Origin of the sequence: Billgrantia gudaonensis, assembly GCF_900100195.1 — a bacterium.
GTDB lineage: Bacteria > Pseudomonadota > Gammaproteobacteria > Pseudomonadales > Halomonadaceae > Halomonas > Halomonas gudaonensis.
Window position 1 is genome coordinate 379,102 of sequence record NZ_FNES01000002.1, and the last position, 24,987, is coordinate 404,088.

The following is a 24,987-nucleotide window of genomic DNA, read 5'->3' on the forward strand; positions in this document are numbered from 1 at the left end:
GGCCGCTGCCAGAATGGGCATCTCAAGGAGAGATGCCCATGACGCAGATGACCTGGCCGCGCTTGCTCGATCCATCGCGCCTGCACGGCAGCGGCAACGGCCGCGAGGAGATCGGCCGCAGCCCCTTCCACAAGGATCACGACCGCATCGTCTTCGCCGGCTCCTTTCGGCGCCTGGGGCGCAAGACCCAGGTGCACCCGCTCACCGATAACGATCACATCCACACCCGTCTGACCCACTCCCTGGAGGTGGGCTGCGTGGGTCGCTCGCTGGGCATGATCGTCGGCGAGGGGTTGCGCGAACGGCTGCCCGAATGGATCACGCCGGCCGATCTCGGCGTCATCGTCCAGGCCGCCTGCCTGGGTCACGACATCGGCAACCCGCCCTTCGGGCATGCCGGCGAGTATGCCATTCGCGACTGGTTCAAGCGTGCCGAGGCGGATGGCAGCGGCCTGCTCGAGGGCCTGTCTGCCGCCGAACGCGACGACCTGCTCACCTACGAGGGCAACGCCCAGGGCTTTCGCATCGTCACCCAGATCGAGTACAACCAGTTTCGCGGCGGCATGCGCCTCACCGCGGCGACGCTCGGCACCCTGCTCAAGTATCCCTGGACCGTGGCCCACGGCGGCAGTGCCGGCAAGTTCGGCTGCTATCAGTCCGAACGGTCGATGCTGGCCGAAGTGGCCGACCACCTGGGTTTGATACCGCGCGGCGAAGGGCGCTGGTGCCGGCATCCGCTGGCCTGGCTGGTGGAGGCGGCCGACGACATCTGCTACGCCCTGCTCGACCTGGAGGATGGCCTGGAGATGGGCATTCTGCGCTTCGACGAGGTGGCCGAGGTGCTGCTGCAGATCGCCGGCGATGCACCGCCGGACTACGCCGTCATGCAGCGCGAGGGCGTGTCGCAGCGGCGGCGCATCGCTGCCTTGCGCGGGGCCGCCATGGAGCGAGCGGTGAACGACGTGGGCGCGGTCTTCGTCGAGCACGAAACGGCGTTGCTGAACGGTACTCTGCGCGACGATCTGCTGGAGCTGTGCCACCCCGACCTGGACTGGGGAGTGAAGGCGGCCAAGCAGTTGGCTCGCGAACGCATCTTCCAGAACGAGCGCAAGGCCAAGCTCGAGATCGGCGCCTACACGACGCTGGGCATTCTGCTGGAGGCCTTCATCGGTGCGGCCCACGAGTTGCACCACACCGGGCACTCCACCTTCAAGCATCAGCGCGTGCTGGCGCTGATCGGCGAGAACACGCCGCGCCCCTCCTGGAGTCTGTATGCCAGCTACCGGCGCATGCTCGACTTCATCGGCGGCATGACCGACCACTACGCCGTGGACCTGGCCCAGGAGATGGGCGGCCGGTTGCGGGGAGACTGAGCGATGCATGCCCGGCTGACGCTGCTGCTGGTTGCCTGGCTGCTGACATCGTTCGCTGCGGCGCAGCCAGCCGAAAGGGGCGAGTCGGCGGTGTCACGCCTGGAGCGCGACGACTTCGGCCACTACACCCTGGCACTGACCTGGCACGCCGGCTTCTGCGCGACCCGTTCGAGTCCGCCGCGGGAGTGCCGCGAACCGACACCGCACGAGGGCGCATCGCAGGGGTTCGTGCTGCACGGCCTGTGGCCGTCGTTGCCCGAGCGCTTCGCCGAGCGGGGCGTCGATCGCCGGCGCTGGTGGGCCGAGGGGTGCTTTCTCGAGCGCCCGCGCGCCGACGGCGGCTTTTGCCGGGCACGTCCGCCGTTCGGCTTCGACGCACCGCTGGCCGAGGCGCTGGACGAAGCCATGCCGGGCCGGGCGAGCTGCCTCGACCGCTATCAGTACGCCAAGCATGCGGCCTGCTTCGCCATCGAGCCGGCCGATTACTTCGCGGCGGCACTCGATCTCCAGACTGCGGTCAATGACAGTGCCTTTGGCGCTTTCGTGACGCTCAATCATGGCGGGGAGGTGGCGCGCAACGATCTGATCGAGGCCTTCGAGGCGGCCTTCGGCGAGGGAACCGGGCGCGCCCTGCGGCTGGAGTGCCGCGGGCGCGCCAATCGCGTGCTCACCGAGGTGCGCATCGCCATCGATGCCGAGCGGCTGGGCGACTTTCCGGACGCCGAAAGCCTCGTGCGTCAGCAGCGCGGTCGCTGCGCCACCCGGGTGACCATCGCCGTGCTGGAGTGAACGGGTTTGCCGGTCAGGCGGCGCGCTCCATCAGGGCGGCGATCAGCTTGTCATGCAGCGCGTCGTCGAGGTCGCCCAGACGCATCTCGTCCACTTGCCGAGCGAGGGTTTCGCCGCTGACCACCGTGACGCCTTCGGGTTCGGCCTCCTGGAGGATCTCCCAGCCGGGCAGCGCGAGGATGCCGTGAACCGGCACCGGTTCTCCACAGCGCTGCTGCAGCCAGCGGGTCAGCCAGTTGGCGGCGCGGCGGGTCTTCTCCAGGGGGCGGCGTTCGTGCCAGCCGGGAAAGCGCAGGCGCTCGCGCTCCACGCTCACCACGCCGACCTCGCGGCCGTCCGGGGTGAAGGGGCGAGCGCGGCCGCGGGTCTCGACCACGAAGACGCCGTGGGGGGTGACGGCCACGTGGTCGATGACGTCGGTGTCGGTGGGTACGTCGTGGAAGACGTAGTAGGGGTGAGCCTCGGGGTGGATGAGCCGTTCGAGCTCCTGACCCACCGCCAGCTTGCTGGCCAGGCCCAGCTTGATGCGACGAATCTGCTGGAAATCGCGAATCAGGCGAAAGCAGAACGCCAGCACCAGCAGGGTGCTGAGCGCCCCGTAGAGCGTCCACTCCAGCCAGTTCTGATGGCTGGCGAACAGCATGCGACCCATGCCGTAGACCAGTGGCGCAAGCGTGACGATGGGGCCCAGGGCGCCGTTGAGGAACAGGCTGGCAAAAGCACGGTCGAGCAGATCGCGCTGCACCTGGCCCGGCTCGCGCAGTGGGCAGGCATCGAACGGCGAGCGCACCTGCGCATCGTGGAGGTTGCGCAGGGCGAGTACGATCACCCCGGTTGCCCCCAGAGGAAACAGAAAGATCAACGGAAGCAGGTATTCCAGCCAGGCCATCGGGGTTCCTTGCCAGGGGGCGCGCGTGAGCTCCCATTCTAGACAACCTGGCCCCATCGGGGCCATGGTCAGTTCAGCGGCATTCTGACGCCGCCCATGGGAGGAGGTGCATGACGGAGTCGGTCATTTCCCGAGACCAGGTCGGCCGCGAGGCCCTGGCGGCTTTCGTGGCGAGTCACCCGCGGCTGGCGGTGCTCACCGGAGCCGGAGTGAGCACCGCCAGCGGCATTCCCGACTACCGTGACGGAGCTGGTGACTGGAAACGTCCGCCGCCCATGGAGCATGGCGTGTTCATGGCCAGCCATGCCGCGCGCCAGCGCTACTGGGCCCGGGCGCTGCTGGGGTTTCGCACCCTGCAAGGGGCGCGCCCCAATGCGGCGCATCGCGCCCTGGCGCGGCTCGAGGCGCTGGGTCACGTGGTAGGGTTGATCACTCAGAACGTCGACGGTCTGCACCAGCGGGCCGGCTCGCGGCGGGTGATCGACCTGCACGGACGGGCCGACATGGTGCGCTGCATGAGCTGTGGGGCAAGACGCATGCGGCACGACCTGCATGCCGAACTGGCCCGGCGCAATCCCTCCTGGCTCGATACCCGGGCCGTTTCCGGGCCGGATGGCGATGCCGACCTGGAAGCGGATTTTTCGGCTTTCGAGGTGGTGGACTGCACGCGCTGCGGCGATGGCATCTACAAGCCCGATGTCGTGTTCTTCGGCGACAGCGTGCCGCGCCAGCGGGTGGCGGCCGCCATGGCTTGTCTGCACGAGGCCGACGCCCTGCTGGTGGTGGGGTCCTCGCTGATGGTCTATTCGGGCTTTCGCTTCGCCCGCGAGGCGGCGCGCTTGAGCAGGCCCATCGCCTGCGTGAACCAGGGACGTACCCGTGCCGACGATCTCTACGCACTCAAGATCGAGGCCTCGGCAGGCGAGACGCTGGTAGCGTTGAGCGAAGCGCTAGTCGTGACGTCGACGGGCGAGTCGCGCCGCATCAGCCGCCCGCCAGCTTGACCGTGTAACCGCGCCTTTCCAGTTCCGCCTTGAGCGTCTCGCGCTGGTCGCCCTGGATCTCGATGACGCCCGCCTTCACCGCTCCGCCGGTACCGCAGCGCTGCTTGAGCGCCTTGGCCAGCGCCTTGAGCTCCTTCTCCAGCAGCGGCACGCCGCTGATCGTGGTCACGCCCTTGCCCTTGCGGCCGCTGGTCTCGCGGCGCAGGCGCACGATGCCGTCGAGGGCGGCGAGACGCTCCTGCTCGGCCAGTTCGGCGCAGGCACACGCGTCGAGTGGCTGGCGGCAGTCGGGGCAGGTGTCGCCGTGTTCGGTGGAGTAGACCAGGCCGCGCAACTGGTCCTGGAGGGAAGCCATAGGGAGCGTTTCCTTTCCGTGAAGATGGGAAGCGATACTGCCTGACTCAGCGTCCCTGTGCCACCTGGCGCGCCTCCAGCGCCTGGAGCCGGACCAGCTGGCCGATCACCGTGGGCAGCTGATGCATGCAGGTGATCGTCAGGGCGCCTTCCGGGGTTTCTTCGGCGTCGGGGAAGCGGTTTAGGTGGATTACCGTCATGCCGGCGTTGAGGGCGGCCTGCACGCCGACCAGGCCGTCGTCGATCGCCACGCACGCCTCGGGCGGGTATCCCATCCGGCTGGCGGCATGCAGGTAGAGTCCGGGGTCGGGCTTCCAGCATTGGGCGCTGTAGCCGCTGAACAGGTTGTCGGCGAAGTGGCCCGTCAGGCCGACGGCGGCCAGCGATGTCCGGATCTTGCTCTCGGGGCCGTTGGAAACCAGGCCGCAGGGGTAGTCGGCGAGCTGGGCCAGGGCCTCCAGGGCGCCGTCGATGGGCTGGAGCTCATCGGCCAGGCGGCGGTTGAGGTTGGTGCGCATCGAGGTTTCGGCGTCGGCGAGACGTTGCGGGTCGATGCTACCGTAACGACTTTCGAGCACGGCGACGATGTTGCGGAAACGGGCGCCGCGGAATTCACCGGCATAGTCGCTGGCCGCGAAGGGTAGACCGAGGCGGGTGAGGCTGTCGGCCATCTCGTCGGCGAGCAGCGGTTCGCTGTCGACGAGGGTGCCGTCACAGTCGAAGAGCAGGCAGAGAGGGCGTGGCATCACCGAACCTCGCAGGCATGACCAGGGTGACATCGTCACCCCTAGTGTATGTCCACTTCGTAGATTTGTGAACAGTGTTTCTCAAAAACCGTCCGGCGACTGGCGGCGATCGTCGACGAGTGGTGTCGAATGGCCGGCAGTCTTCGGTCTCCACCCGGCGGACTCGCGATGGCGGATCGCTCCCGTGACTACGCTTCGTCTGAAAACTGCCTGCGTTCGGTCATACGGCGTTGAACATCGGCTCGTGCGCGAGTCCGATCAAAGTACTCATGGACACCACGTAAGCTCGCGTGCGAGCCCAGTCCGTCTTTTCACCGATTATTGCCTTGTCTGACCGTCGCCCGACGACGTCTCGGACAACGCTTAGCGGGGCGGCAGGATGCGCCCCGAGTTCATCAGTCCCTCCGGGTCGAACAGCGCTTTGATCCCTTCCGCCAGCTCGCGCTCGAGCGGCGAGAGCCGTGCCAGGTAGGCGGCCTGCTTGGTACGCCCGATGCCGTGCTCGGCACTGAGGCTGCCGCCGACGTCGTCGAGCACCGCGAAGAGCCGCTCTTCCAGGGCATGCAGGTGATCGCGCTTGTCGGCCTCGGCCATGTCAGGAGGCGGCAGGATGTTGAAGTGCAGGTTGCCGTCGCCCACATGGCCATAGGCGATGATCTCGCAGTCGGGCGAGGCGGCCATCACCGCCTCGCCGGCGCGCTCGACGAAGGCGGGAATCGCCGAGATGGGCACCGAGATGTCGGTGCGCAGGTGTTCGCCCCGCCGCCGCTGGCCTTCCAGCATGCTCTCTCGGAACTGCCATAGCCGCTGTGCCTGGGCCTCGCTCGTCGCCAGGGCGCCGTCCTCCACCAGGCCGTGCTCCATGCCCCTTTCCAGCAAGTGTTCGAGCATGGCGTCGAGATCCAGGGGACCGCTGGCGGCCACCTCCATCAGCACGTACCAGGGGTGAGCGTCGTCCAGCGGGTCGCCGAGATCGGGAGTGGCCTCCATGGCCAGCTCCATGCAGCGACGTGGAATCAGCTCGAAGGCGTTGAGCAGGTCGCTGCAGTCGCGTCGTGCCAGTCCGTAGAGGTCGACCACCGCCGTCACCGAGGGCAGGCCGAGCAGCGCGGTGCGGCTCTGGGTGGGCCGCGGCGCGAGCTTGAGCACGGCGCCGGTGACGATGCCCAGGGTGCCCTCGCTGCCCAGGAACAGCTGCTTGAGGTCGATGCCGCGATTGTCCTTGTGGAGAGCGGAGAGGTCGTCCCAGACGCGCCCGTCGGGCAGCACCACCTCGAGGCCCAGCACCAGCTGGCGCATCATGCCGTGGCGCAGCACGTTGAGCCCACCGGCGTTGGTGGCGATGTTGCCGCCGATCTGGCAGCTACCCTGGGCGCCCAGCGACAGGGGGAAGTCGCAGTCGTGTTCGGCAGCGGCCTGCTTGACGCTCTCGAGGATGCAGCCGGCATCCACGGTCATGGTGAAGTTGACCGGGTCGATGTCGCGCACCCGATCCAGGCGTTCCAGGCTGATCACCAGCTCGCCGCCGTCGGCGGCGGGCAGGGCGCCGGCCACCAGGCCGCTGTGGCCACCCTGGGGCGACATGGCCACGCCGTGCTCGTGACACAGGCGCACCGTCTCCGCCACCTCGGCGGTGGTGGCGGGGCGCGCCACGGCCAGCGGCTCGCCCAGGCGGTCGCCGGCCCAGTCGGCCACGTAGCGGGCCATGGCCTCCGGCTCGCGCAGCAGGCCACGCTCGCCCAGGCGTTCGGCCAGGGCCTCGAGCAAGGCTCGGCGATGGGACGGGACGTTCATCTCAGGCCTCCTCCTGCCAGGCGGCCCCCTCGGGATAGCGGTGCCGATCCAGGGACTCGGGATGCATGGCGATGCTGTAGCCCGGTGCTTCGGGCACCCGGTAGTGGCCGCGTTCGATCACTACTGGGTCGACGAAGTGCTCGTGCAGGTGGTCGACGTACTCCAGCACTCGCCCCTCGAGACTGCCGGAAACGGCGATGTAGTCGAACAGCGAGATGTGCTGGGTGTACTCGCACAGCCCCACCCCGCCGCCGTGGGGGCAGATCGGTACGCCGAACTTGGCGGCCAGCAGGGTCACCAGGATCACTTCGTTGAGTCCGCCGAGGCGGGCAGCGTCGAGCTGGCAGTAGTCGATGGCGTCGGCCTGGAGGAACTGCTTGAACATCACCTTGTTGTGGCAGTGCTCGCCGGTGGCCACGCCGATCGGGGCGACGCGATGACGAATCTCGGCGTGGCCGAGGATGTCGTCGGGGCTGGTGGGCTCCTCGATCCACAGCGGGTCGAACTCGGCCAGCCGCCGCATCTTGGTCACCGTCTCGTCCACCTCCCACACCTGGTTGGCGTCCATCATCAGCACGTTATCCCAGCCGATCTCCTCGCGTAGCAGCGCGGCACGGCGGGCGTCCTCGTCGAGGTTGCCGCCGATCTTCTGCTTGAAGTGGGTCCAGCCCTCGGCCAGGGCCTCCCGGGCGAGATGGCGTACCTTGTCGTCGCTGTAGCCGAGCCAGCCGGCCGAAGTGGTGTAGCCGGGGTAGCCGTCGCGCCGCATCTCGGCTTCGCGTTCGGCCTTTCCGGCCTCCCGCTTGCGAAGCAGCGCGATCGCCTCTTCCGGGGTGAGGGCGTCGGTGACGAAGCGGAAGTCGAGGCAGCGCACCAGCTGCTCGGGAGTCATGTCCACCAGCAGCTTCCACACCGGCTTGCCCTCGCGCTTGGCCCACAGGTCCCAAACGGCGTTGACGATGGCTGCGGTGGCCAGGTGGATGGCGCCCTTGTCGGGGCCGATCCAGCGCAGCTGGCTGTCGCCGGTGATCTCGCGCCAGAAGGCGCCCATGTTGGCGGTGATGGCGTCGAGCGAGCGCCCTTCGACGAGCGGGGCCAGCGATTGCACCGCAGTGACCACGATCTCGTTGCCGCGGCCGATGGTGAAGGTGAGACCGTGGCCCTCGGTGCCGCCGTCGTCGACGTGCAGGATGACGTAGGTGGCGGAGTAGTCCGGTGCGGCGTTCATGGCGTCCGAGCCGTCCAGGGAGCGTGAGGTGGGGAAGCGAACGTCCTGCACCTCGAGGCGAGTGATGGTGGTCATCGGTGGCTCCAGAATGGGGAAGGGGGTGGTTCAGCGGTCCGCCAGATCGCGCATCAGCGTGCGGATGCCGTAGGTCCAGGGCGGGAGTTCATTGCTGCGCCCGACGCGGTTGACCAGCGCACCCAGGCTCGGGGTGGCGATGGTCACTCGGTCGCCGAGGTGGTGGGTGAAGCCCTGGCCTTCGCCGTCGCGGTCCTGGATCGGCGAGAACATGGTGCCGAGATAGAGCATGACGCCGTCGGGATACTGGTGGTGGCCGCCCAGGGTCTGGCGCACCAGGTCCAGCGGGTCGCGGCTGATCTCGGCCATGTCGCTCTCGCCTTGCAGCAGGAAGCCGTCGTCCTCGCCTTCGATGCGCAGCGTGACATGGGCGCGGCGCACGTCGTCGATGCCGAAGGCGTCGTCGAAGAGGCGGATGAACGGGCCGATGGCGCTGGAGGCGTTGTTGTCCTTGGCCTTGCCCAGCAGCAGGGCGCTGCGGCCCTCGATGTCGCGCAGGTTGACGTCGTTGCCGAGCGTGGCGCCCTTGACGCGGCCGTGGCTGTCCACCGCCAGCACGATCTCCGGCTCCGGGTTGTTCCATTGCGATGCCGGGTGCAGGCCCACACCGGCACCGAAGCCAACGGAAGAGAGCGGCTGAGCCTTGGTGAACACCTCGGCGTCGGGGCCGATGCCCACCTCCATGTACTGCGACCAGCCGCCGCGGGCCTGGAGTTCGCGCTTGAGTGCCATGGCCTCGGCCGAGCCCGGTGCGATGCGCGACAGGTCGCCACCGATCAGCGTCTGGAGTTCCTCGCGCAGCGTGGCCGCCCGGCCGGGGTCGCCACCGGCCTGCTCTTCGATCACCCGCTCCAGTAGACTCACCGCAAAGGTGACGCCGCAGGCCTTGACCGCCTGAACGTCGCAGGGTGCCAGCAGGTGTGGGGCTCGCTGGGGCTCGGCCAGAGCGTTCTCGATCAGCGACTCGACCGGGCCGAGGGAGGGGCCCTGGGCGTCGCGCAGGGCGGCAGCCGGGTCGTCGCGCTCCAGCAGGTCGGCCATGGTCGGGCCGAGGTGGGTGATATCGAGGGCCTGGCCGTCACGAACCACGAACAGTACCGGGCCGGGCCGGGGCGATTCGCACCAGGCCCGGCCCACCAGCAGGGCGCGCTCCAGATCTTCGGGAAGGCAGTCTCGGGGCTGGGGGCCGCTCGGGGAAAGAGAATGCATGGTGCCTCCTGGTCAGGGTGCTGGCGTCTCGCCAGCTTTCGCCTATCCTGTTATTGATGTCGTTTTGTATGACAGGTATGCCAATGACTTCACTCTAGCGCAAGGCATGACGTTGGGTCGACAGATGGCTGTCGTTGGCAAGACTCTTGCCCTGCCGACAGCGACGGATCGGCCCGAGCGGTGGGCGTAATCTACGCCGACCTTGTGTCGATGAGGGAAGCCTCACACTCATTTCTGAAATCATAGCGGGAGAGGTTGATGCTGGACGAATGGAAGGGCAAGCGGGTTCTGGTGACCGGTGCCAGCCGAGGCATCGGGGCCGCGGTGGCCAGGCAACTGGGTTCGCTGGGGGCCCATGTGGCGGTGCACTACCATGCCAGTGCCGCGGGCGCCGAGGCGGTAGCGGAAGAGGTCCGTACGGCAGGCGGCAAGGCCATCACGGTGAAGGGCGACGTGAGTCGCTCGACCGAGGCGACCCGGGTTGTCGACGAGGCTGCCGAGGGCCTGGGTGGCCTCGACCTGTTGATCAACAATGCCGGTGACATGCTCGGACGAGTGGCCCTCGACGACATCGACGACGACCGGTACGACCGGGTGATGGACCTCAATGCCCGTTCGGTGGTCATGGCCAGCCGTGCGGCACTTCCCCACTTCCGGCATGCCGGGCGCGGGAACATCATCCATACGGGCTCGATCGCGGCGCGCAATGGCGGCGGAACGGGTGCCGGGCTCTATGCGTCGGCCAAGGGCTTCGTCACTACCCTGACCCGTAACATGGCCAAGGAGCTCGCCGGGGACGACATCCGCGTCAATGCCGTGGCTCCCGGTGTGATCGCCACCGATTTCCATGAACGTCACTCCAACGACGCCCAGATGGAAGCGGCGCGTGCCAGCATTCCCATGGGCCGGCTAGGCAGCGCAGAGGACTGCGTTGGCGCCTATGTCTTTCTAGGCAGCGATGCCCTGAGCGGCTACGTCACGGGCCAGGTGATCGAGGTCAACGGCGGACAGCTGATGCCATGACGGAAGCGCAATCCAAGTTCGAGAGGGGCGGCTACGAAACCGCCATTACCATGGGTGACCCGGCCGGAATCGGCCCGGAGATCGTCTGCCGGGCCCTGGTGGCGATGTCGCCGGCCGAGCGTGGCCGCAGCCTGGCGGTGGGCGATCCGGCGATCTATCGTCGTGCGGCCGAGATGATCGAGGCCGAGCTGGAGTTCGTGCCGCTGGAGATGGCGACACCCGGTGACGGGCGAGTGGCGGTGGCCGAGGTGGCGGCCGAGGGCGAAGTTCCCGACGGCCGTATCGGCGCCGCGGCGGGTGACCTGGCGTTTCGCTGCGTGAAGCGAGCCGTCGAGCTGGTTCAGGCCGGCCGAGCTCGGGTGATCGTCACTGCGCCGCTCAACAAGGCGGCGCTGCACGCCGCGGGCCACCACTACGACGGCCACACTGGCATGCTGGCGGCGCTCACCGGGGCGCCGTCCTCCTTCATGCTGCTGGCCTCGGAGCGTCTCTCGACCCTGCACGTCTCCACTCATGTGTCGCTGCGCGGAGCCATCGAGCGGGTCACCGAGCGGCGCATCGCCGAGACGGTGGCGGCGGGGCATGCCCATCTGGTGTCGATGGGCATCGAGGCGCCGCGTATCGCCGTGGCGGGGCTCAATCCCCACTGCGGCGAAGGTGGCATCTTCGGTGACGAGGACGAGCGCATCATCGCCCCAGCGGTCAGGGCACTGTGCCGCCGTGGTTTCGACGTCCAGGGGCCGATCTCCGCGGACACCGTCTTCTACCGGGCCAGCCGTGGCGAGTTCGACCTGGTGGTGGCCCAGTACCACGACCAGGGGCATATCCCGGTCAAGCTGATCGCCTTCGACACCACGGTGAACGTCAGCCTGGGCCTGCCGGTCCAGCGTACCTCGGTGGATCACGGCACCGCCTTCGACATCGCCTGGCAGGGCAGGGCGGATGCCACCAACCTGGGTGCGGCCATCGCCTATGCTCGGCGTCTGGCGGGAGGTGGTGGATCTTGAGCCGCTGCCGGGTGGCCATCGTCGCCGACGACCTCACCGGAGCCCTGGATGCCGCCGCGCCGTTCGCCGCCCGTGGCGCCGATGCCCGGGTGGTGGTTGCCCTGGAGCGGCTGGAAGAGTGCCTGGCGACCTGGGGGAGCGACTGTCCGCAGATCCTCGCCGTGAATACCGAGTCGCGCCACTTGGGGGCCCACGCGGCCGCCGCCCGCGTTGCCGAGGCGACGCAACGGCTGGCCGGAGTGGCTCCCGGCGTGTGGTTCAAGAAGGTCGACTCGACCCTGCGCGGCCGAGTGGTGGTCGAAAGCCTGGCGATGCGCGAGACGACTGAACGCCGTCTGCTGGTGGCGCCGGCGGTGCCGGCCCAGGGGCGGGTGGTGCGTGATGCCGAGGTGTGGGTGGATGATGTGCCACTGGCCGAGAGCGCCTATGCCGGCGATGCCCGCGCGGCGCCGCTGAGCGGCCCGCTGGACCGTGCTTTCGCCGCTGCGGGAGTCGCCCTGTCACGCTACCGGCCCGGGGACGATGGCCTGCCCGATCGCGATTGCGTGGCCGACGCCGAGAGTGCCCAGGATCTGGCTCGCCTCTACGATGCCGCCCTGAGCCAACGGGATGCCTGGCTGATGGTGGGCGCCGCGGGACTGGCCACTGCCATCGCGCAGCGCTGCTTCGGACGGCTCGGCGCTGCTGAGCTGCCGCTGCGGCGGGTGACTCACCGCCTCTATGCGGTGGGCTCGCGCAGCCCGAGGGCGCTGGAGCAGCTCGCCCGGCTTCAGGCCGCGGCGCCATTGCTGCCGGTATGCCATGCCCTCGCCGCTCACCAGTCGGACAGTGTGGCGCCGGCTCGGCTGCTGGTGCCCGGCGGCGACGGCGATGGGCAGAGTCCGGCCGCGGTGGCTCGCGCCATGGGGCAGGGGGTGGCCGAAGCGGTGGCGAGCTGGCCACCGGAGGGGCGGGGACTGCTATTCCTCACCGGCGGCGATACCGCCATGGCGGCCCTGGATCGGCTGGGAGCCGGCTTCATCCGGGTCGAGGCCGAGTGGGCACCGGGCGTGGCCTTGGGGTACCTGGACGGCGATTCGCGTCGCCTGGTGATGACCAAGGCCGGTGGCTTCGGGGCACCCGATCTGTTGCAGCGCCTGCACTGCGGTTTCAACTAAAGGCGAACGTCGCAAGGCGAGGTGTCGGTTGCGCCGCGGGATGGGAGAGGCTAGTTTGAAACTGGTGGTATGATACGTATACAGCCAGACGCTCAGCTCAGTCAGCGAGTGCCATCGAACCGATCATGTCGTGCCACCCGACTTGCCACAAATACAACAAACCCAACGGTTGTGAGGAGTACAAGATGAGCGACAAGCCTCAACGCCAGTTCCCGCTGTCTCGGATGATGACCGCCCTGCTGATTGCCGGCGGCGTCAGCGTGGCCGGTGCCGCCCACGGCGAGGAGTTGAACTTCGCCCACGTCTACGAGACCTCCGAGCCCTACCACGAGTGGGCCCTGTGGGCGGCGGAGCAGATCGAGGAGCGCACCGATGGGCGCTACTCGATTACCGTGCATCCGGCCTCCTCGCTGGGCAAGGAGGCCGACATCAATGAAGGCCTGCAACTGGGTACCGTCGACCTGATCTACACCGGCAACCAGTTCGCCGGGCGCTTCTACGGGCCCATCGGCATCGCCGGTGCGCCCTACATGTTCCGCGACTTCGACCACTGGCAGGCCTACGCCGACAGCGACCTCTTCGAGGAGATCGCCCAGGGGTATCGCGACGAGACGGGCAACGTGCCGCTGGCGATGAACTACTACGGCCGCCGCCACGTCACCTCCAACGAGCCGATCGACACCCCCGAGGACATGGAGGGGCTGAAGATCCGCACGCCCAATGCGCCCATGTACATGATGTTCCCCGAAGCGGTCGGCGCCAATCCCACCCCCATCGCCTTCGCCGAGGTCTACCTGGCGTTGCAGCAGGGCGTGGTCGATGCCCAGGAGAACCCGCTGCCCACCATCAAGGCCAAGGCCTTCCATGAGGTGCAGGACTACATCAACCTGACCGGTCACATCACCGATTCGCTGATCACCATCGCCGGCGGTCCGTTGTGGAACCGCCTTTCCGAAGAGGACCGCGAGATCTTCCGCGAGGTCTACGCCGAGGCCGGCGAGCGCATCACCGAGGACATCCTGCAGTCCGAGGAGGACCTGGTGGCCTGGTTCGAGGAGCAAGGCACCACGGTGAACGAGGTGGATGTCGAGCCCTTCCGCGAGGCCACGCTGCCCGCCCACAACGGCGAAGCGGCCACCTGGGACCAGGAGACCTACGACCGCCTTCAGGCCATCGGCCAGTAAACCCTCCCTCCATTGCGGACGCTGCACCACCTCCGGAGACGGGGGTGGTGTGCGGGAGTCTGACATGAATCAGCCTGACCGAGACGAAGAGACAGCCTTCGACTTCGTCGAGGAAGACGACTTCGACGCGCGCGATCATGGCTTCGAGGATTACCTGACACTGGGGGTCTTCTGGCTGCTGGCGCTGGACGTCTTCCTGCAGTTCTTCACCCGCTACGTGCTGGGCAACTCCATCGCCTGGACCGAAGAGATGGCCCGCTACCTGTTGGTGCTGGTCGGTTTTCTGGGCGGCACCATGGCGGTGCGCAAGGGGTCGCACATTGCCGTGGAGTTCTTCTATCGTTACATGCCTGCCTGGATGGCGCGCACCTCTTCGACACTGGTGGACCTGATCAACGTCATGTTTTTCGCTGCCATGGCGTGGATCACCTTCAAGCTGGCGGGACGCACGACGTCGCTGATGGCGTCGGTGGATATTCCCAAGAGCTACCTCTACTACATCGTGATGCTGGGCTTTTTGCTGATGCTGGCACGCGCCGTCCAGGCGGCGATCCGCCACTGGCGCAGCGGCACCAGCGAGCTGATGGGATCACAGTGACGATGACCGGGAGAGCCTATCCATGCCCAATAGCCTGATCCTGCGACGGCGCGGTGCCCTGGTGCCGCCGGTCATCGCGGCCCTTGCCATTCTCGGCTGCCTCGCCCTGGCAGTCACCGAGCAGTACCTGTCGTTCCTGTTCGCCGCGCTGTTCACCCTACTGGTGCTCGGCGTGCCCATCGCGATCGCCCTGGCGGGCTCCTGTCTGATCTACGTGCTGTTGACCGGGCGCGTGCCCGACGTGGTGGTCGTGCACCGCATGATCAACGGCGTCGACAGTTTCCCGCTGCTGGCCATCCCTTTCTTCATTCTCGCCGGCAACCTGATGAACAACGGCGGCATCACCACGCGCATCTTCGACTTCGCCAAGGCTCTGATGGGCTGGATGCGTGGCGGCCTGGGCCATGTCAACGTCGGTGCCAGCATCGTCTTCTCCGGCATGTCCGGCGCCGCCGTCGCCGACGCCGGGGGGCTGGGCACCATCGAGATCAAGGCGATGCGCGATGCCGGTTACGACCAGGAGTTCGCGGTGGGCATCACCGCGGCGTCGTCCACCATCGGCCCCATCATCCCGCCCAGCCTGCCCATGGTGATCTATGGCGTCATGGCTTCGGTGTCGGTGGGTCAGCTGTTCGTGGCCGGGCTGATACCGGGGCTGCTGATGGGCGTCGTGCTGATGGTGATGATCACCTGGCTGGCGCGTCGCCGCGGCTATCCTCGCGATGCTACCTTCGCTCTGTCGGTGCTGGGGCATACCTTCAAGCGCGCCTTCCTGTCGCTGCTCACCCCGGTGATCATCGTCGGCGGCATCATGAGCGGTGCCTTCACGCCCACCGAGGCTGCCATCGCCGCCGTGGCCTACGCGCTCTTCCTCGGCGGCGTGGTCTACCGCAGCCTGACCTGGCGGCGCCTGCTCAAGGTCAGCATGGAGACCATCGAGACCACCGCGGTGATCCTGCTGATCGTTGCCGGCGCTTCGATCTTCGCCTGGATACTGACCAGCAATCAGGTCACCCAGCTCGTGGTCGAGCTGCTCGGGCCTTTCGCCGACAATCCGGTCGCCACCCTGATCATCATCAACGTCGTGCTGATCGTCGTCGGCTGCTTCATGGAGACCATCGCCGCCATCACCATTCTGGTGCCGGTGCTGCTGCCCCTGGCGGTGGGCGCCGGGGTCGATCCGGTGCACTTCGGGGTGATCATGGTCCTCAACCTGATGATCGGGCTGTTGACGCCTCCGGTGGGCATGGTGCTCTACGTGCTCTCGCGGGTGTCGAACATCTCCTTCGAGAAGTGCATGCGCGGCACCCTGCCGTTTCTGGTGCCGCTGGTGATCGCCCTGCTGCTGGTGACCTTCATCCCCGCCATCTCGATGTGGCTGCCGACCCTGATCTACCGATGACCATGAGGAAGACCGAGCGATGAGTGACGCCTGCCAGGACTTCCGCGTCGAGCGACGCGAGCTGGAACGCTTCATGCTGGCGGCGCTGGCCCGTGCCGGCGCCGATGCCGCTTCCGCGGAGGCGGTGAGCCGGGCACTGGTGACCGCCTCGCGGATGGGCACCGACAGTCACGGCCTGCGTCTGTTGCCGCACTACGTTCGTGCCCTGCAGGGTGGGCGCGTCCGCGGTGCGCCCAGGATGCGCTTCGAGCGCCGCTTGCCCGCCACCGGCTACCTGGATGCCGGCGACGGCTTCGGGCACCTGGCCGGCTACACCGCCATGGACCACGCCGCGACCATGGCCGACGAGGTGGGTGTGGGCGCCGTGGCAGTGGGTCACTCCTCCCACTTCGGGGCGGCGGGCTGCTACGCGCTGGCTGCCGCTCAGCGCGGTCTGATCGGCCTGGCAGTGTGCAACTCCGATCCGTTCGTGCTGCTGCACCGTGGCAGCCGGCCGTTCCATGGCACCAACCCCATTGCCTTCGCCGCCCCGGTGGCTGGCGGAAGCCCCTATCTGCTCGACATGGCCACCAGTTCGATTCCCTGGAACCGGGTGCAGCAGTACGGGGCCATCGGGCGTGAGTTGCCCGACCAGGTGGCTGCCGATGCGGAGGGCGAGGTGACGCGCACCCCGGCGGAAGTGGCGGCATTGTTGCCGTTGGGTGGCAGCGACTTCGGCTTCAAGGGTGCCGGGCTGGGCGGCATGGTGGAGGTGCTCAGCTCCACGCTTTCCGGCATGCTGCACGGCTTTCGTCTGCTGCCCATGGGTGGGCCCGACATGACGACCCCGCGCGGGGTGGGGCATTTCTTCCTGGCGCTTCGCCCCGATGCCTTCGCTACGGGAAATCCCTTTCCCGAGTGCCTTCGGCAGTACCTGGACGACTTGCGTGCCCAGCCTGGCCGAGACGGTGCGCGGGTCATGGCTCCGGGGGACCGCGAGTGGACCTGCCAGGCACGCCGCGATGCCGAGGGCATCCCGCTGGATAGCGCCAATCAGGTGGCCTACGCCGAGCTGGCCGAGAGCCTAGGCGTCCGGGCCTTGCAGCCCCTGGATTGAGCGGAGCGGGGCCCTAATGCAGTAAGATGGCGCCCGGATTCCGGGCAACCAGGAGAACCACCCCATGTCCCGATACCGGATCGAGCGCAAGACGCTCTCCGAGCAGGTCGCTGAGCAGCTCGAGGCGGACATCCTCGAAGGACGGCTCGGCGAGAACGATCAACTGCCCTCCGAGCGTGAGTTGATGGAGCAGTTCGGCGTCGGCCGGCCGGCGGTGCGCGAGGCGCTGTTCTATCTGCAGCAGCTCGGTTTGATCGCCATCAATAGCGGCACCCGGGCGCGGGTGATCCGGCCCACCGCCGAGGCGGTGATGGCCCGGCTCTCCGGGGTGACTCGCCAGCTACTCGCCAAGCCCGACGGCCAGCAGTACTTTCAGGAGGCCCGGGCCCTGTTCGAGATCTCCCTGGCCCGTTATGCGGCACGCCACGCCAGCGACGAGGATCTGGCGCGCCTGCGCACGGCACTGCAGGACAACCGCGATGCCATGGGCAACGAGGCGCGCTTCAAGCGCTCCGACAACGACTTCCATGGCACTCTGGCAAGCATTGCCCGCAACCCCATCTTCGACGCCATTCACGTGGCGCTCTCCGAGTGGCTCGACGACCGCCGCGCCCAGGTGCTGCAGCAGAAGGACGAGGACAAGGCGGCGCTCAAGGCCCACATCGAGATCGTCGAGGCCATCGAGTCCCGCGATCCCGACGCCGCCGAGGCGGCCATGCGTCGCCACCTCGACCGCCACTACGGCACCTACATGCAGCTCAAGAAACGCCTCTCGGAATAAACGAATGTCTGCGCGAGCGAATCGCTGCAAGTTCACTCGGTGCCGATCCGTCGACAGGCCCCGTTGAGCGCAGCCACGGTTTACAGCCTATAAAGAGACGCCGCGCTTCCAGGGGATGAAGTCGTACTGCGCCAGCTCGACCGCGCGGGGGCGATAGCGCCCCGAGGCGGTGTCGATGCACAGCGCCAGCAGCCGCTCGGCCAGTTCGTCGATGCTCGTGTCGCCGCGAATGATGGGGCCGGCGTCGAAGTCGATGACGTCACGCATGCGCCCCGCCAGCTCGCTGTTGCTGGCGATCTTGAGCACCGGGGCGACCGGGTTGCCGGTGGGCGTGCCCAGTCCGGTGGTGAATAGGATCAGGTTGGCGCCGGAGCCGGCCAGTGCCGTGGTCGACTCCACGTCGTTGCCCGGCGTGCAGAGCAGATTCAGCCCCTTGCGCACGGCGGGTTCGGTGTAGTCGAGAACGTCCACCACGGGGCTGTCGCCGCCCTTCTTGGCGGCGCCGGCGGACTTCATGGCGTCGGTGATCAGGCCGTCGCGGACGTTGCCGGGGGAGGGGTTCATGGAGAAATCCGCACCGACGCGGGCGGCATGCTGCTGGTAGGCCTCCATCAGGTTACGGAAGCGCTGGGCCACGGCGTCGTCGCGGCAGCGCGCCACCAACTCGTGCTCCACGCCGCACAGCTCGGGGAATTCGCTCAGAATGCCGCTGCCGCCCAGCGCGACGAGGCGGTCGACCACGGCGCCCACCACGGGGTTGGCGGAGAGCCCGGAGAAGCCGTCGGAGCCGCCGCACTCCACGCCCAGCGTCAACGCCGAGAGCGGCGCGGGGGCACGCTCTACGCGGTTGGCCTCGGCCAGACCGTCGAAGACGGTGGTCAGCGCCTCGCGAATCAGCGCCGTCTCGCTGTGGCTGGCCTGCTGCTCCAGGTAGTGCACCGGACGCAGTCCGTGGGGGTCGCGTTCGGCCACCGCCTCGCGCAGCATGTCGATCTGCGCCTTCTGGCAGCCCAGGCTGAGTACGGTGGCGCCGGCCACGTTGGGATGGCCGATGTAGCCGGCCAGCAGCCGGCACAGCGCCTGGGCGTCGTCGTCGGTGCCGCCGCAGCCCAGCGTGTGAGTCAGGAAGCGTACCCCGTCGACGTTGGGGAAGAGCCGCTCGGCAGGGGGCGCGGGCGGCGTCGTGCCGGCCGCGCCGTGAAGCAGTTCCCGGGCCATGCGCTTGTAGTCGCGGTAGGGATCCTCGCCCAGGGCGTCGGCTACGCACTGGCGCAGCACCTCGATGTTGCGGTTCTCGCAGAATACCAGCGGCACCACCAGCCAGACGTTGGCGGTGCCGACGCTGCCGTCGGGGCGGTGATAGCCGTCGAAGGTGGCGCCCTGGAAGGCGGCGACGTCGGGAGCCTGCCACTGCCCGCGCCGCGCCTGAGGGGCGGTGCTGGCGGTGTCGTGTTCGGTATTCTCGGTGGTGATGGCCGCGCCCGCGGCGATGGGGCGGGTGGCCCGACCTACGGTGACGCCGTACATGACCACCGCCTCGCCGGCCGCCAGGTCGTGAAGGGCGAACTTGTGCTTGTGGCGGATCGTCTCGACCAGGCGCAGGCGGCGGTCGTCGGCGTCGATCTCGCTGCCGGCCGGAAGATCTTCGAGAGCGACGCGCACGTTGTCGGCGGCATGCACGCGCAGGCTGGCCAGCCGGCCGCTGTCACTGGCGATGGTGTGGGGCATGGTCGGCCTCCGGGAGAGCGTGTCCAGGGGAAACGGTTTCGAGCGTTGCCTGTCGCATGATGAACGCCGGTCAGCGGTCGGGTTCGGCGACGACATCCTGCTGCTGTTCGCCGAGCCCCTCGATGCCCAGTCGCATCCGCTGGCCGGGCTTTAGATAGGTCGGCGGTTGCTGGCCCATGCCGACCCCCGGGGGCGTGCCGGTGGAAATGACGTCGCCCGGCTGCAGACTCATGAAGCGGCTCAGGTAGCTGATCAGGAAGGGCACCCGATAGACCATGGTGCGGGTGTTGCCATTCTGGTAGCGCTGGCCGTCCACCTCCAGCCAGAGGTCGAGGCCGTGGGGATCGGCGATCTCGTCCGGGGTCACCAGCCAGGGGCCCAGGGGGCCGAAGGTATCGCAACCCTTGCCCTTGTCCCAGGTGCCGCTGCGATGGAGCTGGAATTCCCGCTCCGAGACGTCGTTGACCACGCAGTAGCCGGCCACGTGTTCCATGGCCTCGGCCTCGCTCACATAGCGCGCCTCCTTGCCGATCACCACGCCGAGTTCCACTTCCCAGTCGGTGCTGGAGGAGTCGCGGGGGATGATGACGTCGTCGTTCGGCCCGCAGATGGCACTGGTCCACTTGTTGAAGACCACCGGCTCGGGCGGCACCTGGGCGCCGGTTTCGGCGGCATGGTCGGAGTAGTTCAGGCCGATGCAGATGAACTTGCCGACTCGACCCACGCAGGGGCCGAGACGGGTGTCGGCCGGAACCTCTGGGAGGCGTGAAGGGTCGAGCTCGGACAGCCGGGTCAGCGACTCGCGGTTCAGGTGGGAGCCGGCCAGGTCGTCGAGGTGGGCGGAAAGGTCGCGGATCACGCCATCGGCGTCGAGCAGACCGGGTTTCTCGTGCCCCTTGGGGCCGAAGCGCAACAGTTTCATGGGATCTCCTTGCGGTTCAGGTCAGCCAGCCGCCGTCGATGACCTGGGCGGTGCCGGTAGTGTAGGCGGACTCATCGGCGGCCAGGTAAGTGGCCAGGGCGGCGATCTCTTCCGGCGTGCCGAGCCGTCCCAGCGGCTGGCGGGCCAGGAATTCGGCCCGCACCTCGTCCTCGGCGCGCCCCTGCTGGTGGGCCTGGTCGCGGATGCGCTGGCGCAGCGAAGGGGAGTCCACGGTGCCGGGGCAGATGGCATTGCAGCGGATGCCGCGGTCGATGAAGTCGGCGGCGATCGACTTGGTCAGGCCGATCACCGCCGCCTTGGTGGTGCCGTAGGCGCAGCGGTTGGGCACGCCCTTCAGGCTCGAGGCCACCGAAGCCATGTTGATGATGCTGCCACCGCCGTGCTCGATCATGGCCGGCAGCAGGGCACGGGTCAGGCGCGCCATGGCCGTGACGTTGAGCGCCAGCGACAGCTCCCAGTCGGCATCCGAGCCGGTGAGCAGCGAGCCGCCGGCCACGAAGCCGGCACAGTTGAAGAGCACGTCGAGCGGTGGCAGCTCGCTGGCCAGGGCCTCCACGGCCGGGGCGTCGAGAACGTCCAGACGGCGGGTCTCGATGCCCTTGGCGTCGCCGAGATCCTGCAGCTTCTCGTCGTCGATATCGGTGGCGATGACCCGCGCGCCTTCGGCGGCGAAGCGCAGGGCGGCGGCGCGGCCGATGCCCTGGCCGGCGGCGGTGATCAGGGCCGTCTTGTCGTGCAGTCGCATGGCAGCTCCGGGCGATTGTTGTTGTCGTTGCCGGATGCCCTCTCGGAGCATCTGGTATGACAGGATACTAGCCTGACGATATGCACGAGTATGGCGCAGTTCCCATGGCTTGCCAACATCGGTGAAAGGTGGCCGTGCGCCCTCGTTTTTTGTTTCAACCAAAGTCTAAGCGCCTATCGGCCTTTGCCATACTACCATACTAGTATGTTCAGGCCTGGCGGTAACGGGATGGAGGCAGATGCCCATGACAACCCCCTTGCAAGCTCTGTGGCAGGAAGCGCGTGACGACGGCTCGGTTCGCCAGCGGCTGTATCGCGTGCTGCGTCAGTCGATCATCCGCATGGTGCTGGCCCCGGGCCAGGCATTGTCGGAAAAGGAACTGGCCGATGCCTTTTCGGTGAGCCGCCAGCCGGTGCGCGAGGCTTTCATCCGGCTGTCGGAGGCGGGGTTGGTGGAGGTGCGTCCTCAGCGCGGCACATACGTCGTGCGGATCTCCCAGAAGGCCGTGCTCGAGGCGCGCTTCGTTCGTGAGGCCATCGAGGTGGCCGTGGTGCGGCAGGCGGCCAGCCAGGGCGTGGCGGAGAACACGCTGACCGAGTTGCACGATCTGCTGGAGCGCCAGCGACGCTGCATCGAGCCCCGCGACCATGACCGCTTCTACCGGCTCGATGAACTCTTTCATCGCACCCTTTCTCTGGGGGTGGAGCAGCAAGCAGCCTGGAAAGTGGTCGAGGAGGTGCGAGCGCAACTGGATCGAGTCCGCTACCTCAGCGTGCCCGACACCACTCCCCTCGCCCGGCTCATCGATCAGCACGCTGCCATCGTCGCGGCCATCGAGCAGCGCGACGCGGAGGCGGCCGACGAGGCCATGCGCCTGCATTTGCGCGAAATCCTCGCTTCCCTGCCCGACCTGGTGCGTCGTTTCCCTGCCATGTTCGATGGCTCTCCCGGTGCTGTCCCGCTAGACGGCACGTCACCACGCAGAAAGACGCAATAACCACAACATGCACGTCAGGAGGATCACAATGAAGAAAACAGCACTCGTAACGGCGTTGGTCTTGGCCGTTGGTGCCAACGTCGCCCATGCCGCTTATCGGCTCAGTCTTTCTTCGGCGTTGAGTTCCCAGGATCCCATCGTCCAGGCCATGGAGGAGGCGAGCGAAAGGATAGCCGAACGTTCCGATGGCGAACTCACGGTACGCGTTTTCCCCAGTAGCCAGCTCGGTTCCGATGAAGACGTAGTCGAACAGATCCGAAGCGGAGCCAATGCGGCGGTGCTGATCGATGCCGGGCGACTCTCCGAATACCAGGAGGAACTGGGCATTCTCAGCGCTCCTTATCTGGTGGAGTCCCACGAGGACTACGAGCGCATCACCTCTTCCGATCTCTACCGGAAGTGGGTCGAGAGCCTTGCCGAGGGCAGCGGTCTGCGCCTGCTCAACTACAACTGGTTCCAGGGTTCGCGCCACATGTTGACGCAGAAGCTGGTCGAGACCCCGGAAGACCTGGATGGCGTGCGGGTGCGCACCATCAACTCGCCGGTATGGCTGCGCACCATCGAGTCGATGGGGGCCACGCCGACTCCACTGCCATGGTCGGATGTCTATTCCGCGCTGCAGCTGGAAGCGGTCGATGGCGCCGAGGCGCAGCTGACCGCCGCCGAGGGGCAGAACCTGCATGAGGTGATCAGCCACATCGCCTTGACCGGTCACATCCACTTGATGACTGGACTGGCGACCTCCGAAGAGTGGTATCAGTCGCTGCCGGATGATCTGCGCACCATCCTCGACGAGGAACTGCGCCGTGCCGGAGACAGAGCCAGCCAGGCCACCGCCGACGCTCAGGACGCGGTGCGCGAGCGGATGGAGGCCGAAGGAGTGACCTTCACGGAAGTCGATACGGAGCTTTTCCGCGAGCGGGTCGACGGGGTCTACGAGGAGCTCGGCTATGACCAGTACCGCGATCAGCTGACCTCCGGAGAGTAAGCCAGCCGGCCCTGCCGCTCGCGCGGCGGGGCCTTGGCTGCCCGATGGCGGTCATTCGTGCTGGCGGTATCCTGGTTAGAGGGTTTCTCTTATGTGGTACTGGTACGACCGACTCGAGGCTGGGCTGGCCATTGCCCTGCTCGGCGGCACTTCCCTGACCATGCTGGCAAGTTCGACGGCGCGGGCGATCGGCCAGCCGTTCGCCGGCGGTGCCGAGTTCGCTCAGTTTCTGTTCATCTGGACCGCGGTGCTGGGAGCGGACATCACTCTGCGACATGGCGGCCAGGTGCGCATCGATGCTCTGCTGGTGCGCCTACCGCTCGCTTGGCAGCGGTTGATCACCGGCTCGTGCCTGTCACTGATGCTGGTGTTCCTGGCGATGCTGGCGTGGTATGGCTTCCCGCTGGCGTTCTCCAACTGGCAGCGCCCGATGGGGGTGGCCGGGCTGAGTTACGGCTACATCACCCTGGCGCTGCCGGTGGGAGCCCTGCTGATGATTCTTTCACTGGTGCGTCGTATCGCGACCAAGGGCGTCGTGCTGAGCCTGGTACCAGACGACGACATCGTGAAGGAGGCGCAATGACGGCCGCTCTCTTGCTGGGCCTGGGCTTGCTGCTCATGGCCATCGGCATGCCCGTGGCCTTCGCCATCGGCATTGCCGGCTTCACCTATTTCTTGCTGCCCGAGACCTTCCTGCCGATCAATATCGGTGCGCAGCGTATCGTTTCGGCGACTCAATCGTTTCCGCTGCTGGCGGTGCCGCTGTTCATCTTCATCGGGCATCTGATGAATGCCAGCGGGATCACGCCGCGACTGATTCGCCTCTCGACGCTCCTGGCGGGCTGGATGAGCGGCGGTCTGGCTCAGGCCAGCATCGTGCTCAGTACGCTGATGGGGGGCGTTTCGGGGTCGGCGGTGGCCGATGCCGCCATGCAGTCGCGGGTTCTGGGTCAGGGCATGACACAGGAGGGCTACAGCCCTGGGTTCTCGGGGGCGGTGCTCTCCATCGGAGGGCTGATCACCGCCACCATCCCACCCAGCATTGGCCTGATCCTATACGGCTACCTGGGGGAAGTGTCGATCGGGCGTCTGTTCATAGCCGGTGTGGTGCCCGGTTTCCTGCTGATGGTGGCGCTGATGGTGACCACCTATTTCGTCGCCCGGCGACGCGGTTACACGCCGGTACGCGAAGGGCTGCCTTCGGGCCGCGAAGTGCTCCAGGCTATGCGCAGCAGCATCTGGGCGCTGCTGTTTCCGGTGTGGCTGCTGGTGGGCATTCGCTATGGCCTGTTCACACCCTCGGAAGCGGGTGCCTTCGCGGTTGCTTATGCTCTGCTAGTGGGCTGCGTGATCCACCGTGAAATGGGGGTGCGCGAGATTCTCTTGGCCATGCATGCCAGCGTGCGCGACATCGGCATGATCATGCTGATCATCATGTTCTCGGGGGTCATCGGTTACGTGGTTTCCTTCGAGCAGGTGCCGCAGACCATTGCAGAGCTGACGTTGGGGGTATTTTCCAGCCATGCCACGCTGCTGCTGACACTGGCCGTACTGCTGGTGTTGCTCGGCATGTTGCTCGAGGCCACCGTGGTGGTGATGCTGCTGACGCCGATTCTGGTGCCGGTGATCAAGGCCGCGGGTGTCGACCCGGTGCACTTCGGCCTGCTGATGATGACCCTGGTGACCTTCGGTGGCATGACCCCGCCGGTAGGCATCTCGATGTATACCGTGTGCGGTATTCTGCGCTGTTCCTTCTTCGACTACAGCCGCGAGCTGATGCCGTTCGCCCTGGCGGTGTTCGCGGTGGTGCTGAGCATCATCTTCTTTCCCGATCTCGTGCTGTTCCTGCCCAACCTGCTAATGGGTTGAGCGCTGCC

At 67.3% G+C, this 24,987-nt stretch carries 24 protein-coding genes; 15 read left to right on the plus strand and 9 right to left on the minus strand.

The features are described from left to right. Positions 1 to 38 precede the first annotated feature (38 nt). Together BLP96_RS03830 and BLP96_RS03835 are read left to right on the plus strand one after the other, a co-directional pair. Positions 39 to 1,373, plus strand: coding sequence for a deoxyguanosinetriphosphate triphosphohydrolase (locus BLP96_RS03830; protein WP_089683261.1), 1,335 nt, complete (start codon positions 39 to 41; stop codon positions 1,371 to 1,373). A gap of 3 nt (positions 1,374 to 1,376) precedes the next feature. Continuing rightward, positions 1,377 to 2,162, plus strand: coding sequence for a ribonuclease T2 family protein (locus tag BLP96_RS03835; RefSeq protein WP_089683264.1), 786 nt, complete (start codon positions 1,377 to 1,379; stop codon positions 2,160 to 2,162). A gap of 13 nt (positions 2,163 to 2,175) precedes the next feature. On the opposite strand, the gene BLP96_RS03840 is transcribed toward BLP96_RS03835, so the two are convergent. After that, positions 2,176 to 3,051: a nuclease-related domain-containing protein gene (locus BLP96_RS03840; protein ID WP_089683267.1), complete on the minus strand. Its 876-nt coding sequence runs from the start codon at positions 3,049 to 3,051 to the stop codon at positions 2,176 to 2,178. 110 nt (positions 3,052 to 3,161) lie between these two features. Between BLP96_RS03840 and BLP96_RS03845 the strand changes: the two genes are divergently transcribed. After that, entirely contained in the window at positions 3,162 to 4,055 is an 894-nt protein-coding gene (locus tag BLP96_RS03845) for an NAD-dependent protein deacetylase (RefSeq protein WP_089683270.1), read from the plus strand. Here BLP96_RS03845 and BLP96_RS03850 read toward each other — a convergent pair. The 5 genes from BLP96_RS03850 to BLP96_RS03870 form a co-directional block, all read right to left on the minus strand. Then, positions 4,036 to 4,410, minus strand: coding sequence for a translation initiation factor Sui1 (locus tag BLP96_RS03850; RefSeq protein ID WP_089683274.1), 375 nt, complete (start codon positions 4,408 to 4,410; stop codon positions 4,036 to 4,038). The genes BLP96_RS03845 and BLP96_RS03850 overlap by 20 nt on opposite strands. Positions 4,411 to 4,456: 46 nt before the next feature. Next, entirely contained in the window at positions 4,457 to 5,155 is a 699-nt protein-coding gene (locus tag BLP96_RS03855) for an HAD family hydrolase (RefSeq protein ID WP_089683276.1), read from the minus strand. Positions 5,156 to 5,518: 363 nt separating this feature from the next. Continuing rightward, on the minus strand, positions 5,519 to 6,949 hold the full coding sequence (locus tag BLP96_RS03860) for an FAD-binding oxidoreductase (protein WP_089683278.1): 1,431 nt from the start codon (positions 6,947 to 6,949) through the stop codon (positions 5,519 to 5,521). A 1-nt stretch (position 6,950) separates the two neighbouring features. Beyond that, entirely contained in the window at positions 6,951 to 8,252 is a 1,302-nt protein-coding gene (locus BLP96_RS03865; RefSeq protein ID WP_089683281.1) for an L-fuconate dehydratase, read from the minus strand. A gap of 30 nt (positions 8,253 to 8,282) precedes the next feature. Next, complete coding sequence (locus BLP96_RS03870; RefSeq protein WP_089683284.1) at positions 8,283 to 9,461, minus strand: fumarylacetoacetate hydrolase family protein; 1,179 nt, start codon at positions 9,459 to 9,461, stop codon at positions 8,283 to 8,285. Between the two features lie 258 nt (positions 9,462 to 9,719). Between BLP96_RS03870 and BLP96_RS03875 the strand changes: the two genes are divergently transcribed. The 8 genes from BLP96_RS03875 to nanR all read left to right on the plus strand — a co-directional run bounded on the left by BLP96_RS03875 (position 9,720) and on the right by nanR (position 17,709). Then, entirely contained in the window at positions 9,720 to 10,484 is a 765-nt protein-coding gene (locus tag BLP96_RS03875; protein ID WP_089683286.1) for an SDR family NAD(P)-dependent oxidoreductase, read from the plus strand. Continuing rightward, on the plus strand, positions 10,481 to 11,491 hold the full coding sequence (gene pdxA, locus BLP96_RS03880; RefSeq protein WP_089683288.1) for a 4-hydroxythreonine-4-phosphate dehydrogenase PdxA: 1,011 nt from the start codon (positions 10,481 to 10,483) through the stop codon (positions 11,489 to 11,491). Before BLP96_RS03875 ends, pdxA begins: the two co-directional genes overlap by 4 nt. After that, positions 11,488 to 12,648, plus strand: coding sequence for a four-carbon acid sugar kinase family protein (locus tag BLP96_RS03885; protein ID WP_089683292.1), 1,161 nt, complete (start codon positions 11,488 to 11,490; stop codon positions 12,646 to 12,648). The genes pdxA and BLP96_RS03885 overlap by 4 nt, the downstream gene beginning before the upstream one ends. 185 nt (positions 12,649 to 12,833) lie before the next feature. Continuing rightward, positions 12,834 to 13,832: a sialic acid TRAP transporter substrate-binding protein SiaP gene (locus tag BLP96_RS03890; protein ID WP_089683295.1), complete on the plus strand. Its 999-nt coding sequence runs from the start codon at positions 12,834 to 12,836 to the stop codon at positions 13,830 to 13,832. Positions 13,833 to 13,896: 64 nt separating this feature from the next. Further along, positions 13,897 to 14,430 (plus strand): TRAP transporter small permease, encoded by a 534-nt coding sequence (locus BLP96_RS03895; RefSeq protein ID WP_089683298.1) that lies wholly within the window; start codon positions 13,897 to 13,899, stop codon positions 14,428 to 14,430. A 22-nt stretch (positions 14,431 to 14,452) separates the two neighbouring features. Next, a complete protein-coding gene (locus tag BLP96_RS03900) occupies positions 14,453 to 15,832 on the plus strand; it encodes a TRAP transporter large permease (protein ID WP_089683301.1) in 1,380 nt (459 codons plus the stop codon). 19 nt (positions 15,833 to 15,851) lie between these two features. After that, positions 15,852 to 16,928: an Ldh family oxidoreductase gene (locus BLP96_RS03905; protein WP_089683305.1), complete on the plus strand. Its 1,077-nt coding sequence runs from the start codon at positions 15,852 to 15,854 to the stop codon at positions 16,926 to 16,928. Between the two features lie 64 nt (positions 16,929 to 16,992). Further along, positions 16,993 to 17,709 (plus strand): transcriptional regulator NanR, encoded by a 717-nt coding sequence (gene nanR / locus BLP96_RS03910; RefSeq protein WP_089683308.1) that lies wholly within the window; start codon positions 16,993 to 16,995, stop codon positions 17,707 to 17,709. Between the two features lie 87 nt (positions 17,710 to 17,796). On the opposite strand, the gene BLP96_RS03915 is transcribed toward nanR, so the two are convergent. From BLP96_RS03915 to BLP96_RS03925, 3 genes are all read right to left on the minus strand, one after another. Beyond that, positions 17,797 to 19,437 (minus strand): UxaA family hydrolase, encoded by a 1,641-nt coding sequence (locus BLP96_RS03915; protein WP_089683310.1) that lies wholly within the window; start codon positions 19,435 to 19,437, stop codon positions 17,797 to 17,799. Between the two features lie 70 nt (positions 19,438 to 19,507). Further along, positions 19,508 to 20,359, minus strand: coding sequence for a fumarylacetoacetate hydrolase family protein (locus tag BLP96_RS03920; RefSeq protein ID WP_089683312.1), 852 nt, complete (start codon positions 20,357 to 20,359; stop codon positions 19,508 to 19,510). A gap of 16 nt (positions 20,360 to 20,375) precedes the next feature. Beyond that, complete coding sequence (locus BLP96_RS03925) at positions 20,376 to 21,125, minus strand: SDR family oxidoreductase (RefSeq protein WP_089683315.1); 750 nt, start codon at positions 21,123 to 21,125, stop codon at positions 20,376 to 20,378. 244 nt (positions 21,126 to 21,369) lie between these two features. Here BLP96_RS03925 and BLP96_RS03930 point away from each other — a divergent pair, with 244 nt between their 5' ends. The 4 genes from BLP96_RS03930 to BLP96_RS03945 all read left to right on the plus strand — a co-directional run bounded on the left by BLP96_RS03930 (position 21,370) and on the right by BLP96_RS03945 (position 24,979). Further along, complete coding sequence (locus BLP96_RS03930) at positions 21,370 to 22,122, plus strand: GntR family transcriptional regulator (RefSeq protein ID WP_089683391.1); 753 nt, start codon at positions 21,370 to 21,372, stop codon at positions 22,120 to 22,122. Positions 22,123 to 22,150: 28 nt separating this feature from the next. Beyond that, on the plus strand, positions 22,151 to 23,110 hold the full coding sequence (locus tag BLP96_RS03935; protein WP_089683320.1) for a C4-dicarboxylate TRAP transporter substrate-binding protein: 960 nt from the start codon (positions 22,151 to 22,153) through the stop codon (positions 23,108 to 23,110). A 91-nt stretch (positions 23,111 to 23,201) separates the two neighbouring features. After that, positions 23,202 to 23,693, plus strand: a complete 492-nt coding sequence (locus tag BLP96_RS03940) for a TRAP transporter small permease (RefSeq protein WP_089683322.1) — start codon at positions 23,202 to 23,204, stop codon at positions 23,691 to 23,693. Next, a complete protein-coding gene (locus BLP96_RS03945) occupies positions 23,690 to 24,979 on the plus strand; it encodes a TRAP transporter large permease (protein ID WP_089683325.1) in 1,290 nt (429 codons plus the stop codon). Before BLP96_RS03940 ends, BLP96_RS03945 begins: the two co-directional genes overlap by 4 nt. The last annotated feature ends 8 nt before the right edge of the window (positions 24,980 to 24,987 follow it).

Bases quoted from the DNA above. Each gene is read 5' to 3' on its own strand.
- BLP96_RS03830 (WP_089683261.1), top strand. From the start codon at position 39: ATGACGCAGATGACCTGGCCGCGCTTGCTCGATCCATCGCGCCTGCAC.
- BLP96_RS03835 (WP_089683264.1), top strand. From the start codon at position 1,377: ATGCATGCCCGGCTGACGCTGCTGCTGGTTGCCTGGCTGCTGACATCG.
- BLP96_RS03840 (WP_089683267.1), bottom strand. From the start codon at position 3,051: ATGGCCTGGCTGGAATACCTGCTTCCGTTGATCTTTCTGTTTCCTCTG.
- BLP96_RS03845 (WP_089683270.1), top strand. From the start codon at position 3,162: ATGACGGAGTCGGTCATTTCCCGAGACCAGGTCGGCCGCGAGGCCCTG.
- BLP96_RS03850 (WP_089683274.1), bottom strand. From the start codon at position 4,410: ATGGCTTCCCTCCAGGACCAGTTGCGCGGCCTGGTCTACTCCACCGAA.
- BLP96_RS03855 (WP_089683276.1), bottom strand. From the start codon at position 5,155: ATGCCACGCCCTCTCTGCCTGCTCTTCGACTGTGACGGCACCCTCGTC.
- BLP96_RS03860 (WP_089683278.1), bottom strand. From the start codon at position 6,949: ATGAACGTCCCGTCCCATCGCCGAGCCTTGCTCGAGGCCCTGGCCGAA.
- BLP96_RS03865 (WP_089683281.1), bottom strand. From the start codon at position 8,252: ATGACCACCATCACTCGCCTCGAGGTGCAGGACGTTCGCTTCCCCACC.
- BLP96_RS03870 (WP_089683284.1), bottom strand. From the start codon at position 9,461: ATGCATTCTCTTTCCCCGAGCGGCCCCCAGCCCCGAGACTGCCTTCCC.
- BLP96_RS03875 (WP_089683286.1), top strand. From the start codon at position 9,720: ATGCTGGACGAATGGAAGGGCAAGCGGGTTCTGGTGACCGGTGCCAGC.
- pdxA (WP_089683288.1), top strand. From the start codon at position 10,481: ATGACGGAAGCGCAATCCAAGTTCGAGAGGGGCGGCTACGAAACCGCC.
- BLP96_RS03890 (WP_089683295.1), top strand. From the start codon at position 12,834: ATGAGCGACAAGCCTCAACGCCAGTTCCCGCTGTCTCGGATGATGACC.
- BLP96_RS03895 (WP_089683298.1), top strand. From the start codon at position 13,897: ATGAATCAGCCTGACCGAGACGAAGAGACAGCCTTCGACTTCGTCGAG.
- BLP96_RS03900 (WP_089683301.1), top strand. From the start codon at position 14,453: ATGCCCAATAGCCTGATCCTGCGACGGCGCGGTGCCCTGGTGCCGCCG.
- BLP96_RS03905 (WP_089683305.1), top strand. From the start codon at position 15,852: ATGAGTGACGCCTGCCAGGACTTCCGCGTCGAGCGACGCGAGCTGGAA.
- nanR (WP_089683308.1), top strand. From the start codon at position 16,993: ATGTCCCGATACCGGATCGAGCGCAAGACGCTCTCCGAGCAGGTCGCT.
- BLP96_RS03915 (WP_089683310.1), bottom strand. From the start codon at position 19,437: ATGCCCCACACCATCGCCAGTGACAGCGGCCGGCTGGCCAGCCTGCGC.
- BLP96_RS03920 (WP_089683312.1), bottom strand. From the start codon at position 20,359: ATGAAACTGTTGCGCTTCGGCCCCAAGGGGCACGAGAAACCCGGTCTG.
- BLP96_RS03925 (WP_089683315.1), bottom strand. From the start codon at position 21,125: ATGCGACTGCACGACAAGACGGCCCTGATCACCGCCGCCGGCCAGGGC.
- BLP96_RS03930 (WP_089683391.1), top strand. From the start codon at position 21,370: ATGACAACCCCCTTGCAAGCTCTGTGGCAGGAAGCGCGTGACGACGGC.
- BLP96_RS03935 (WP_089683320.1), top strand. From the start codon at position 22,151: ATGAAGAAAACAGCACTCGTAACGGCGTTGGTCTTGGCCGTTGGTGCC.
- BLP96_RS03940 (WP_089683322.1), top strand. From the start codon at position 23,202: ATGTGGTACTGGTACGACCGACTCGAGGCTGGGCTGGCCATTGCCCTG.
- BLP96_RS03945 (WP_089683325.1), top strand. From the start codon at position 23,690: ATGACGGCCGCTCTCTTGCTGGGCCTGGGCTTGCTGCTCATGGCCATC.